The following is a 12479-nucleotide window of genomic DNA, read 5'->3' on the forward strand; positions in this document are numbered from 1 at the left end:
CTTACCACTCCTGAACCGCCGTGGGAGGCCCCCGGACCCCGTGTCTTGTTCGCCTCGGATGTACGTCCGTTCAGCATGCCAGGGCCCCCTGGCCTCTCCTTTGAGCCCCTCTCACCCAGGGGAATCCGGTGCTCGGTGAAGCTGCGCTCACGCGGGGCATGACTCCTTCTGCTCCCTTGAGTGAAGCCGGCCAGCCGGGCATGACGCGGTTCAACAAACTGAGGCGAAAACCCCCCAACGCGTCCCCCATCCAGTAAAAGACCCCCGCCATGGCGAATTTCCAGGACAGTTTCCTCTCTGGTGGAAACATCGACTTCATCGAGGGGCTCTACGCGCGCTTCCTCGAGGATCCGGGCAGCGTGGACGCGAGCTGGCGCGAGGTGTTCGAGCGCAACGACGGCACGGGCCGCCCCATCTTCAACACGAAGCTTCTGGAGGCTCCGACGCCCGCCGCACCGGAGGGCAAGGGCAAGGGCAAGGCGAACGGCGCCGCAGTGCAGGCCGCCGCGCCTCAGGCTCCGGCCGCTCCGGCGCAGGACATCGGGCTGCAGTCGAAGGTGGATCAGGCCATCACCGCCTTCCGCCTGCGCGGCCACCTGCGCGCGAAGCTGGATCCGCTGGCGCGTCCGCGCCCGCAGCTGGGCCACGTGGCGGACGTGGCGCTGATGGATGAGAACCACTTCGCCCCGAAGGAGCTGGAGCAGGCGGTGGAGTGCAACGGCGTCTTCCCGCAGCAGCGCGTGCGCCTGTCGGAGCTGGTCACGCGCCTGCGCCGCACGTACTCCGGCCCCATCGGCGTGGAGTTCATGCAGATGCTCGACAGCGAGCGTCGCCGCTGGCTCATGAAGCGCATGGAGCACAGCGACAACCGCACGCCGTTCTCCGTGGAGGACCAGCGGCACATCCTCACGAAGCTGTCGTACGCGGAGGGCTTCGAGAACTTCCTGCACACGAAGTACGTGGGCGCCAAGCGCTTCAGCCTGGATGGCGGCGAGTCGCTCATCCCCATGCTGGACGCGCTCCTGGAAGTGGGCAGCGGCATGGGCCTGAAGGAGCTGGTCATCGGCATGGCCCACCGCGGCCGCCTCAACGTGCTGACCAACATCCTGGGCAAGAAGCCGGATCAGATCTTCAGCGAGTTCGACGGCCCCAAGGACCCCAAGGCGTACCTGGGCCGCGGCGACGTGAAGTACCACATGGGCTTCTCGTCGGACCACGCCACGCGCTCCGGCAAGAACGTGCACCTGTCGCTGGCCTTCAACCCCAGCCACCTGGAGTGCGTGGGCCCCGTGGTGGAGGGCCGCGTGCGCGCCAAGCAGGACCGCGGCGGGGACACCGAGCGCACCGGCGTGATGCCGCTGCTCATCCACGGCGACGCGGCCTTCATCGGCCAGGGCATCACGTCGGAGACGCTCAACTTCTCCGGCCTCAAGGGCTACACCACGGGCGGCACGGTCCACATCGTCATCAACAACCAGGTGGGCTTCACCACCGACCCGTCGGACTCGCGCACCAGCATCTACTCCACCGCCATCGCGCAGATGCTGGACATCCCGGTGTTCCACGTGAACGGGGATGACCCGGAGGCGTGCGTCCACGCGGCGCGGCTGGCGGCCGAGTACCGCCAGACGTTCAAGAGCGACGTGGTCATCGACCTCATCTGCTACCGCCGCTACGGCCACAACGAGGGTGACGACCCGTCCTTCACCCAGCCGGCGATGTACGACCTCATCCGCAAGCACCCGCCGGTGCGCGCGCTGTACGCGAAGGCGCTGGCGGAGGCCGGCCGCATCAGCGCGGAGGACTCGGACGCCATCAAGCAGCGCTGCTTCCAGGACTTCGACGCGGCGCTCACCCGCGCCCGCCAGGAGAGCCAGTTCAAGGAGCCCAACGCGCTGGAGGGCCTGTGGCACCCCTACAAGGGCGGCCTCTTGAAGAACGCGCCCCAGGCGTCCACGGCGGTGGCCAAGGCCACGCTGCGTGACGCGCTCCAGAAGCTGGCGACGGCGCCGGAGGGCTTCAACGTCCACCGCGACGTGGAGCGCACGGTGCTCAAGAAGCGCCAGGGCATGCTGGAGAGCGAGGAGCTCCAGTGGAGCGAGGGCGAGTCGCTGGCGTACGCGACCCTGCTGTCGGAGGGCTACGGCATCCGCCTGTCCGGCCAGGACAGCGAGCGCGGCACCTTCAGCCACCGCCACGCGGTGCTGCACGACACGCAGACGGGCGAGGAGTTCACGCCCCTGCGCCAGTTCGCCACCGGCAAGGCGACCTTCAACGTCTACAACAGCCCGCTGTCGGAGATGGGCGTGCTGGGCTTCGACTACGGCTACAGCCTGGACGTGCCGGACGGCCTCACCCTGTGGGAGGCCCAGTTCGGTGACTTCGCCAACGGCGCGCAGATCATCATCGACCAGTTCATCGCCGCGGCGGAGAGCAAGTGGCGCCGGCTCTCCGGCATCACGCTGCTGCTCCCGCACGGCTACGAAGGCCAGGGCCCGGAGCACTCCAGCGCGCGCCTGGAGCGCTTCCTGGACCTGTGCGCGGAGGACAACCTCCAGGTCTGCTACCCCACCACGCCCGCGCAGATCTTCCACCTGCTGCGCCGCCAGGTGCTGCGCCCCGTGCGCAAGCCGCTGGTCATCATGTCGCCCAAGAGCCTGCTGCGCCGTCCGGAGGCGACCAGCCGCATGGACGACCTGGCCACGGGCGCGTTCCAGGAAGTGATTCCGGACGCGAAGGCGGACGCCGCGAAGGTGAAGCGGCTGCTCTTGTGCAGCGGCAAGGTCTACTACGACCTGGCCAAGGCCCGGGACGAGCGCAAGGACGACTCCATCGCCATCGTGCGGGTGGAGCAGCTCTACCCGTTCCCGCAGGACGAGCTGTCGAACCTGGTGGCGAAGCTGCCGGCGCTCCAGGAGCTGTACTGGGTGCAGGAGGAGCCGCGCAACGCGGGCGGCTGGCACTTCATGTTCCCCCGCCTGCACGACCTCCTCTCCGGCCGTTCGCGGCAGCAGACGGTGAAGCTGGGCTACATCGGGCGCGCCGAGGCCGCCAGCCCCGCCACCGGTTTCACGAAGACGCACGACTACGAGCAGCAGCTCATCATCGAAGAAGCCATCCTCCGAGGACCCCAGAATGGCCGTTGAACTGAAAGTCCCCCCGCTCGGCGAATCCATCACCGAGGCCGTCGTCGGCAAGTGGAACAAGAAGCAGGGTGAGTCTGTCGCCGCGGACGAGCCGCTCGTCGTCCTGGAGACCGACAAGGTCACCATCGACGTGCCGGCGCCCGCCGCGGGCAGCGTCGCGTCCATCGCCTTCAAGGAGGGCGACAAGGTCCGCGTGGGCGACGTGCTGGGCACCATCGAGGCCGGTGGTGCTGGCGCCTCTGCCGCCGTGGCCGCCGCCACGCCCGCGCCCGCCCAGGCCGCGGCGCCCGTGTCCGCGCCCGCCGCCCCGGCCCAGAGCGACGCGCGCATCACCCCCACCGCCAGGAAGATGGCGGAGGAGAACCGGGTGGACGTGGGCCAGCTGAAGGGCTCCGGCACCGGTGGCCGCATCATGAAGGAGGACGTGCAGGGTCAGCTCAACCGCCCGTCCGCGCCCCCGGCCCCGGCCGCGCCGTCCGGTCCGCGCCCCAACGCCGCGCGCGAGGAGCGCGTGCGCATGACGCCGCTGCGCAAGCGCGTGGCCGAGCGCCTCATCCAGGCGCAGTCCACCGCCGCCATGCTCACCACCTTCAACGAGGTGGACATGGGCGAGGTGATGGCGCTCCGCAAGAAGTACAACGACAAGTTCCAGGCGAAGCACGGGGTGAAGCTCGGGTTCATGAGCTTCTTCATCCGCGCCTCCGTGGAGGCCCTCAAGGCGTTCCCGCAGATCAACGCGGAGATCGACGGCGAGGACGTCATCTTCAAGCACTACTACGACATCGGCGTGGCCGTGAGCGGCAGCCGTGGCCTGGTGGTGCCGGTGGTGCGTGACGCGGACAAGCTGTCGCTCGCGGACCTGGAGAAGACGGTCGGTGACTACGGCGGCCGTGCGCGCAACGACAAGCTGACGATGGCCGACCTCACGGGCGGCACGTTCACCATCACCAACGGCGGCATCTTCGGCTCCATGCTGTCCACGCCCATCCTGAACCCGCCGCAGACGGGCATCCTGGGCATGCACAACATCGTGGAGCGCCCCGTGGCCCGCGACGGCCAGGTGGTCATCCGGCCCATCATGTACATCGCCCTGACGTACGACCACCGCCTGGTGGACGGCCGTGAGGCGGTGCAGTTCCTGGTGCGCGTGAAGGAGTGCATCGAGGACCCCGAGCGCCTGCTGCTCGACATCTGACTTACTCCCCCACACATGACAGTGCGGGGGGCGCAAGTCGGGCAATCCCGGAGGGCCGGCTGGACTTCCAGTCGGCCCTTTCACTACAAATAGGTCTGTCTCCCGGTCGTCGGGCAGAACGGGTGGCCTTCCCCACGGCTGCCCTGCAAACGCAAGGAAGCGCAATGGCAACTGGTACCGTGAAGTGGTTCAACGACGCGAAGGGCTTCGGCTTCATCACCCAGGACGGCGGCGGCGAGGACGTGTTCTGCCACCACACCGCCATCAACATGGATGGGTTCCGCACCCTGGCCGAGGGCCAGAAGGTGGAGTTCGAAGTCACCAAGGGCCCGAAGGGCCTGCAGGCGCAGAACGTCCGCGCGGCGTGAAGTGACGCGTCTCAGCCATTCCTCACGGACTGGTTGAAGCAACAGAGGCCCGGCCCCGCGAGGGAACCGGGCCTCTGCCTTTTCCGGGCCCCAGGGGCCGCGGCCTACTTCTTCAGGTTCTGCTCGAAGTGGGAGATGACGCGCTCGTACTGGCGCTCGGTGATGAGCGGATCCGGGACCATGTGCGTGAGGCCGGACAGGGGCAGGAGCTGGTGCGGCTTGCCCGCGCGGAAGAGGGCATCCGACAGCTTCAGCGTGTGGAAGAAGTACACGTTGTCATCCGCGGTGCCGTGGATGAGCAGCAGCGCGCCAATGGGGCTGTCCTTCTTCGCGTACGTCAGCAGGCTGCTGACCTCGTAGGCCTGGGGCGTCTCCTCGGGCAGGCCCAGGTAGCGCTCGGTGTAGTGCGTGTCGTAGTCGCGCCAGTCCACCACCGGAGCGCCGGACACCGCGGCCTTGAAGAAGTCCGGGCGCTTCAGCGCGGCGAGCGCGGCCATGTAGCCACCGAAGCTCCAGCCGGTGATGCCCACGCGGCTCAAGTCCATCTCCGGCACCTCCTTCGCCAGCGCCTGCACCGCCTCAATCTGGTCATCCAGGGTGATGGTGGCGAAGTCGTGCTTCACCGCGCGGTTCCACTCGGAGGTGCGCAGCGGCGTGCCGCGGCCGTCCACCTTCACCACCAGGAAGCCGTGGTCCGCGAACCACTGGCTGAGCAGGTGCGCGGCCATGGACTGGTGCACCACGGTGACGGTGGGCCCCGCGTAGACCTCCACGATGACGGGCAGCTTCTGACCGGGCTTGAAGTCGCGCGGCTTCACCAGCGAGGTCCAGAACTTCTTCGGACCCACCTGGCGGATCTCGAAGTTCGGCGTGAAGGACGGCTCCTGCGCCACCTCCGGCAGCTCGCCCAGCTTCGTGCCGTCGCCCTTGAGCACCACGGTGCGCGGCATGGCCTTGGGGCCCTGCGTGTTGAGGACGATGAGGCTTCCGTTCTTGGAGACGAGCCCGCCCTCCACGGCCGGGCCGCTGGTGCCCGTGGCCACCTGCTCCGGGGCGCCGCCCATCTTCACGCGCCACAGGTGGCTCTGCGTGGGGTTCGGGTCGCCGGTGAAGAAGAGCGTCTTGTCCGCCTGCACGAAGCGCGACAGGTTGCGGTAGCCCGCGTCCGGCTTCACCACGGAGCGGTCCAGCTCCCCGTTGGCCTTGCGCAGCTCCACCTCCGGGCCGCCGTTGCGCTCGGTGTACCAGAGGAAGCCGGAGCCATCCTCCAGCCACAGCGGGTAGTCCTGCGCGAGCTCCACCCAGGCGTTGTCCTTCTCCGTGAGGAGCACGCGCGTCTTGCCCGTGGCGGGGTCCACCGCCAGCACCTGCTCCTCCGTCTGGAGGCGGTTCTGCACGACGAGGGTGAGCGGCCCGCCCTTGTCCCACTTCACCGTGGCCAGGTACGGGTACTTCCGCGCGTCCCACTGCGCCCACACCGTCTTGCCGCCCGCGGCGGGCGTGACGCCCAGGCGCACCTTCGCGTTGGCCTTACCGGGACGCGGGTACGGGAAGATCTCCCCGCCCTTCTCCGGGTGCATCACGTCCACGATGGTGAGCTTCTCCACGTCGGACGTGTCGGACTCCGTGTACGCGATGGACTTCGAGTCCGGGCTCCACCAGTAGCCGGAGAAGCGGCTCATCTCCTCCTGCGCCACGAACTCCGCCAGGCCGTGCGTCTTCTGCGCGGTGCCGCCCTGCGTGACGCGCTTCTCCTGGTTGGCGGCCAGGTCCACCCGGTACACGTCGTGCTCACGCACGTACGCAACCTGCTTGCCGTCCGGCGACAGGCGCGGGTCGATGACGCCGGGCCCCGTCTTCAGCTCCGTGGACTTCCCCGTCGCGCGGTCCACCACGTAGAGCCGGCCGGAGAGGGGCACCAGCAGCTGGGTGCCGTCCTCGGAGAGGCTGTAGGAGGTGAAGCCCCGGGCGCTCACGCGCATGCGCTCACGGCGGGCCTTCTCTTCGGGGGACAGCGTCTCCTCCGCGCCCTTGAGCAGGGCTTCGGGCGTGAGCAGCTCACGCGCCTGGCCGCCAGCCACGTCGAACGCGTAAAGCATCTGCACGTTGGACGTGGGGGACGTGCGCAGGAAGAGGACGGACTTCTCGTCCGGGGTGATGCGCGTGCCCACCGGGCGCCCGCTCTGGAAGCGGCGCGTTTCGGCGTACTGGCGCAGGAAGGTGTCCGGCTGCTTTTGCGAAGGGGCCATGGCGGAGGGTTTGCGCTCCTGGGCGATGGAGGGTGCGCTGCTCATGAGGAGAAGCGCGGCGGCGGTGAGGACCTGACGCATGCGTAGCTGAATCCCCGCGCGGGGCGGGGCTCCTTTCGCGGGAAGGTGCGGGCAAGCCTACACTCCGGCCGCCGCGCGGCCCTCCCAACGTCCGGCCCTGGAGAGGATTCCCACCGGAAGCGGACGAAGGCTCCTGGGCCAGGGTGGGCATCGCCAGCAGGAGCAACGCGACGGTGACGAATGGACGCATGCGTGATTGAACCCCGCGGGACGGGGCTCCTTTCGCGGCAGGATGGACACCCCCTGAACGCCGGAGCCTGGAGGGGATTTCGTCCCGCATGAATTCGAAAAATGTCGACGCCCTGCGCCACCTGCGCCTCGCGGGCGTGGTGCGCCTGGGCCTGGGCGGAGGCCGGGGCCCGACGGATGCCTATGTGTTCGACCCGCACCGGCTCGCGCTGCCCTCGTGGGCGTGTGCCCTGGGCGATGCCGGTCCCCCTGCCCTGCTCGTCACGCTGGACCGGCACCTGGACATCGTGGTGCCGGAGCGCCCCGCGGACATGCCGGACCGCTCCGCCGGCCTGCACGCGCTGGACGAGCACGCACGGTGGAAGCTGGACGTGCGCAACTACGACCACATCCTCGCGGCGATGGAGGCGAACCTCGTGGGCGACGCGTTGATCATCGCGCGCACCCGGCCCCGGGGCTCCTTCGCCGGGGACACCTACGTGGACACGCGCGGCCGCTCGCACCGCATCGTCACGGTGACGACCGTGGACCGCGCGGCGGAGGCATACCTGCGCCCCGGCCCCACGGACGCGGTGCGCGACGTGCTGGAGGCCGCGTCCGCCGTGCTGCTGGACGTGGACCTGGACTGCTTCACCAGCCTGAGCGACGCGGACCCCACCACCGTGCTGCCATGGCCCAAGTCCGTCATCCGAGAGTTCCTCCTGCCGCCCGACTCGGAGCCCTTCTGGGGCGCGGTGCTGGGCAAGGCGGTGGCGCTGACGCTCGCGCGCGAGCCCCACCACTGCGGCGGGCTGCTCGCGTCCGGGGAGCTGTTCCGCGACGTGGCGGAGGTCCTCTTCCGCGAATTGCTCCGCGTCGAGCCGCCCTGAAGCGTCCGGAGCCGGCTCAGGGCGAGTCGAGGAAGTTGGGCCGGTAGTCCGTCACCTGCCCGCTGCTGAGCGACAGGCGGCTGCCCACGGGAGGACGGTCGCCGTTGAGCACGTAGCCGAAGTCGATTCGGAACGGGAACACGTTGAACTGGGGGAACAGCACCCGCAGGCCCACGCCCACGGTGGTCACCATCTCCGGCCGCTCGTTGAACGCGCTGCCCGAGTCGAGGAAGAACACCCCGCCCACGTGCACCGTGCGCACGACCAGCGGCGCGGTGCGGTACTCCAGGTTCACCAGCAGGAGCCGCTTGCCGGAGTACGCATCCACCGCCGCGCCGCGCAGGCCGTTGCTGCCGCCCAAGAGGCTCACGCGCTCGGACAGGTCGTCGATGTTCACGTCCAGCAGGCCTCGCGCCACGAAGCGCCCCCCGAGCACGCGCGGCGACACCTGCACCAACTCCGCGGCCCAGCGGCGGTTCGTCCAGCCCTCCTTCACGCCCGGCTGCGGTGCATTGAATTGCTGGCGGACGGACGCGGCCGCGGACGCGGTGGTGAGCGCGTCGCCCCAGTGCACGCGGTAGCGCAGGGACAGGCCCCCTTCCGCGAAGTGCGCGGCGGACGGGAACACCGGCGGCGCGTAGCGCAGCGTGGCCAGCACCGAGTGCCCCAGCTGGAAGTCCTCCGACAACGCGTATGAGTCCACGTTGCGAAGCACGTCGTAGCGGGCCTCGAAGGCGCTCAAGGAGAAGTTCGCGTACCCCGCGTCCTCCGCGCGCGGCAGGTAGTTGCGGCGGAACCAGTCCGTCTGCGCGTCGCTGAGCCGCGACGCCACCGGCGCGGCGTAGGCGTAGTGGTAGGCCCCCGCGCCCATGCCCACGTTCCACTTGTAGCGCTGGCCGTAGGAGCGCGTGTACGTGGCGCCCGCGGCCACCTCGCGCGCGTTGTAGATGTACGGCACGGGTTCGCCGTCCGGAAACGGGAGCTGCCAGATGTCCGCGCCCCGGAACTGCCGCGCGGTCTCCATGTTCCACGCCACGGACGTGCTCAGGCTCCACGGCGTGGCCAGCGAATACAGCGGGCGGCTGACAACGAGGCTCCCGCGCGAGCCCTCCGCGCGCCCCGTGTCGCGGTTGATGAGCACCGCGGCGGACTCCGTCAGCGACCACCGGCTGCCGAGCACGCGCCGGTCCGTGTAGCTCTGGCCGAAGCTGAACGTGTCCAGGCGCATGATGAAGTCCAGCGCCACCTTCTTGCCGCGCCCCAGGAAGTTCTGCTCCGTGCCCTGGAGGCGCAGGTACAGCAACAGCGAGCCCACGGCGGAGAACTCGTTGTTGAGCCGCAGCGACCACAGGTCCTTGGTCACCAGCAGCAGCGCGACCTTGTCCGGCGCGCTGCCCTTCACCGGCACCGCGCGCACGACGGAGAACAGGCCCAGCTTGCGCAGGTTGCGCACCGACTCCGCGACGAGCGCCTCCGAGTACGGCTGCCCCGGCGAAATCAGCACCTCCTGGCGGACGACCTCATCGCGGGTGCGGACGTGGAAGATGTTGAGCAGCGATGGATAGGGATCCATCGGCGCGACCACCTCCTCCGCCGTGACGAGCACCTCCTCCAGCACCTTGCCCTGGGGCGCGGGCTCCACCTGGCGCTCGACCTCTCCCAGGCCCCAGGCGATGAGCGCCTCCTCGTAGTTCTTCGTGCGCTCCGCGTCCGTGGTGGCCACGGGCGGCTGCGTGCCCTCCGGCCCCACCGGCACCTGCTCCGAGCGGGGCGGCGCCGCGACCTCCGTGTTCGACACGCCCGACGGCTCGACGTCCGGCGAGCGCACCGGCGCATCCGGCGGCACGACGTCCTGGGGCTTGCCGGCACCCTGCTCGGGAGGAGTCTGCCCCGACGGCGTGCCCGTCGCGGCGAGCACGGTGATCAGCAGGACGGGCAGTGAGAGCGGCACGCGCGCATCCTGTCATGCGCTGGGCCTGCCGCCAGCCTCCCCTCACTCCAGCGCGGTGCGCAGGTCCCCCGGCCGTGCCATGGGCAGCTTCTCCCCCTTCGCGATGGCCGCCACGATGCGGGCCAGCTGCTCCACCCCGTCCGACAGCGCCGCCGGCCCCGGCTGGAGGATGTACGAGCTCCTCACTTCGTAGAGCTGGTCGTCCACCACCGCCCGCACGCCGGCCCAACCCGGCCGGGAGGCAATCTTCTCCCGCTTCGCCTTGCGTCCACACCAGCTGGCGATAACGCCCTCCGGGTCGCGCCTCGCCACCTCCTCCGGGTCGAAGATGCGGCCCTTCGCCCCCTGCGACGCGCGCGACTCCTGACACACGTCCACCCCACCCACCACCTCCACCAGCTCCGAACACCAGCGGATGCCGGAGATGAGCGGCTCGTGCCACTCCTCGAAGAAGATGCGCGGCCGCTTCGGCAGCGACTGCGCCGCGTCCGAGTGCCGCTCCAGGTTCTTCTCCAGCTCCGCCGCCAGCGCCTCCGCTCCTTCCGCGCGCCCCACCAGCGCCCCGGTGAGCCGCACCGCCTGCAATATCTCCGCGAGCGAGCGCTGGTTGAACAGGTACACGGGCACCCCGCGCTTGCACAGCTCCCGGCCGATGTCCGCCTGCAGGTCGCTGAAGCCCAGCACCAGGTCCGGCTTCAGCTCCAATATCCGCTCGAAGTTCGCGTCCAGGAACGAGCTGACCCGCGGCTTCTTGCGCGCCTCCGGAGGCCGCACCGTGAACCCCGACACGCCGACGACCAGGTCCCCCGCGCCAATGCGGTAGAGCACCTCCGTCGTCTCCTCCGTCAAGCACACCACCCGCCGCGGATGACGCGGCGACGACGACAACAGCTGGGACAGCAGGTCATTCATGCGGGAAACCCTAACCCGCCCAAGCGCTCGTCATCCGGGATGACGCGACGCACCAGCTGGCACGAACTGTGCGGCAACGGACGCTGATTTCCTCGTTTTCCGACCGCCACCGGGGGACGCGGTGCGCACGGGAAGTGCGAGAGTGCGAGCGCGCGGCGCGGGCCGGAAACTCGGCGCTGGGGCGCGGCGATGATAGCGGCACGTCTCTTGGGCGGTTTTCAAAGGCGGTGCTAGCATCCGCCGGGTCCGAAACGACGTATGCGGTCCTACTCTTCGCTTTGGGGGAACACATGATCGAAAGCGACGCCCGCCGCCAGGGCGCGCCCGCCGACGTGCCGGATCCCCTGCTCGGGCGGATCCTCAACGAGCGCTTCCGCATCCTGGAGACGCTTGGCGCCGGAGGCATGGGCCGCGTCTACAAGGCGATGCAGGCCCCGTTGGACCGGCTGGTGGCGCTCAAGGTCCTCAACCCGCAGTACAGCGGCGAGGGCAAGGACCCGGGCTTCCAGAAGCGCTTCTTCCTGGAGGCCAGCGTCACCGCGAAGCTGCGCCATCCGAACACCGTCACCGTCATCGACTACGGCAAGACGGAAGACGGCATCTATTACATCGCCATGGAGTACCTGGAGGGGCTGACGCTGTCGCAGCTGCTCACCCAGGAAGGGCCGCTGCCGTGGGAGCGCGCGCTCGCCATCGGGCAGCAGGTGGCCCGCTCGCTGCGCGAGGCGCACAAGGTCGGCCTCATCCACCGCGACCTCAAGCCCGCCAACGTGATGATCCTCAACCAGGAGGCGGATCACGACGTGGTGAAGGTGCTGGACTTCGGCCTGGTGAAGTCCTTCTCGGGCGACGCCTCCATGAAGGAGGACACCACCCTCACGCAGGCGGGCGTCATCCTGGGCTCGCCGCAGTACATGGCGCCGGAGCAGGCGCGCAACATCGCGGATCCGCGCAGCGACGTGTACAGCCTGGGCGTGGTGCTCTACCAGGTGCTGATGGGCCGGCCGCCCTTCCAGGCGGCGCAGAGCATTGACGTCATCGTCAAGCACATCAACGACCCGCCGCCCCCCTTCCACACCGTGTGGCCGGACCACAACGTGCCCGCGGAGGTGGAGGCGCTGGTGATGAAGTGCCTGGCCAAGCGCCCCGTGGACCGCTACGCGTCCATGGACGCCGTGCTCCAGGGCATGCGCACCGCCGCGTCCGCGTCCGGCGTCAGCGGCGTCTTCACCACGCGCACCGGCCTCAACGCGGTGGGCTCCGGCCCCCACAGCGGTCCGCACAGCGGCATCCACACCGGCCCCCACCAGGCGCTGGGCTCCGGCCCCACGCCCGCGCCCAACACCATGGCGCTGGACATCTCCGTGGACGAGGCCGGCGGCCTCGCGGAGAAGAGGTCCAGGAAGGGCCTGGGCATCGCCCTCTTCGGCGCGTCCCTGTTCGTGGGGCTGGGCGTGGCGGGCATCCTGGTGCTGCGCGGGGCCCAGAAGCCCCCGATGGGAGCCGAGCCGGCCGGGTC

At 69.6% G+C, this 12479-nt stretch carries 8 protein-coding genes; 5 read left to right on the forward strand and 3 right to left on the reverse strand.

The annotated features are described in order from the left end of the window. Positions 1-269 precede the first annotated feature (269 nt). The 3 genes from D7W82_RS06350 (at position 270) to D7W82_RS06360 (ending at position 4709) form a co-directional block, all read left to right on the forward strand. Entirely contained in the window at positions 270-3146 is a 2877-nt protein-coding gene (locus D7W82_RS06350; protein ID WP_120617463.1) for a 2-oxoglutarate dehydrogenase E1 component, read from the forward strand. Next, the gene (gene odhB / locus D7W82_RS06355) at positions 3136-4341 is read left to right on the forward strand and encodes a 2-oxoglutarate dehydrogenase complex dihydrolipoyllysine-residue succinyltransferase (protein WP_120617464.1); all 1206 of its coding nucleotides are present in this window, start codon (positions 3136-3138) and stop codon (positions 4339-4341) included. The genes D7W82_RS06350 and odhB overlap by 11 nt, the downstream gene beginning before the upstream one ends. A gap of 164 nt (positions 4342-4505) precedes the next feature. Further along, positions 4506-4709: a cold-shock protein gene (locus tag D7W82_RS06360; RefSeq protein WP_014397260.1), complete on the forward strand. Its 204-nt coding sequence runs from the start codon at positions 4506-4508 to the stop codon at positions 4707-4709. Between the two features lie 104 nt (positions 4710-4813). Here D7W82_RS06360 and D7W82_RS06365 read toward each other — a convergent pair whose 3' ends face one another. Further along, the gene (locus D7W82_RS06365; protein ID WP_120617465.1) at positions 4814-7039 is read right to left on the reverse strand and encodes a S9 family peptidase; all 2226 of its coding nucleotides are present in this window, start codon (positions 7037-7039) and stop codon (positions 4814-4816) included. A gap of 278 nt (positions 7040-7317) precedes the next feature. On the opposite strand from D7W82_RS06365, the gene D7W82_RS06370 reads away from it, so the two are divergent. Beyond that, a complete protein-coding gene (locus tag D7W82_RS06370) occupies positions 7318-8097 on the forward strand; it encodes a UPF0489 family protein (RefSeq protein ID WP_120617466.1) in 780 nt (259 codons plus the stop codon). Positions 8098-8113: 16 nt separating this feature from the next. On the opposite strand, the gene D7W82_RS06375 is transcribed toward D7W82_RS06370, so the two are convergent. Both D7W82_RS06375 and D7W82_RS06380 read right to left on the reverse strand, forming a co-directional pair. After that, a complete protein-coding gene (locus D7W82_RS06375; protein ID WP_120617467.1) occupies positions 8114-10048 on the reverse strand; it encodes a BamA/TamA family outer membrane protein in 1935 nt (644 codons plus the stop codon). Between the two features lie 42 nt (positions 10049-10090). Next, complete coding sequence (locus D7W82_RS06380) at positions 10091-10960, reverse strand: ABC transporter substrate-binding protein (RefSeq protein WP_120617468.1); 870 nt, start codon at positions 10958-10960, stop codon at positions 10091-10093. A 290-nt stretch (positions 10961-11250) separates the two neighbouring features. Between D7W82_RS06380 and D7W82_RS06385 the strand changes: the two genes are divergently transcribed. Next, positions 11251-12479: protein kinase (locus tag D7W82_RS06385; RefSeq protein WP_147439241.1), on the forward strand; the 1229-nt coding region annotated here is incomplete at its 3' end.

Origin of the sequence: Corallococcus sp. CA049B, from assembly GCF_003611685.1 — a bacterium.
GTDB lineage: Bacteria > Myxococcota > Myxococcia > Myxococcales > Myxococcaceae > Corallococcus > Corallococcus coralloides.

Coding starts and splice junctions, on each gene's coding strand:
- odhB (WP_120617464.1), top strand. CDS start 3,136: ATGGCCGTTGAACTGAAAGTCCCCCCGCTCGGCGAATCCATCACCGAG.
- D7W82_RS06360 (WP_014397260.1), top strand. CDS start 4,506: ATGGCAACTGGTACCGTGAAGTGGTTCAACGACGCGAAGGGCTTCGGC.
- D7W82_RS06370 (WP_120617466.1), top strand. CDS start 7,318: ATGAATTCGAAAAATGTCGACGCCCTGCGCCACCTGCGCCTCGCGGGC.
- D7W82_RS06350 (WP_120617463.1), top strand. CDS start 270: ATGGCGAATTTCCAGGACAGTTTCCTCTCTGGTGGAAACATCGACTTC.
- D7W82_RS06380 (WP_120617468.1), bottom strand. CDS start 10,960: ATGAATGACCTGCTGTCCCAGCTGTTGTCGTCGTCGCCGCGTCATCCG.
- D7W82_RS06365 (WP_120617465.1), bottom strand. CDS start 7,039: ATGCGTCAGGTCCTCACCGCCGCCGCGCTTCTCCTCATGAGCAGCGCA.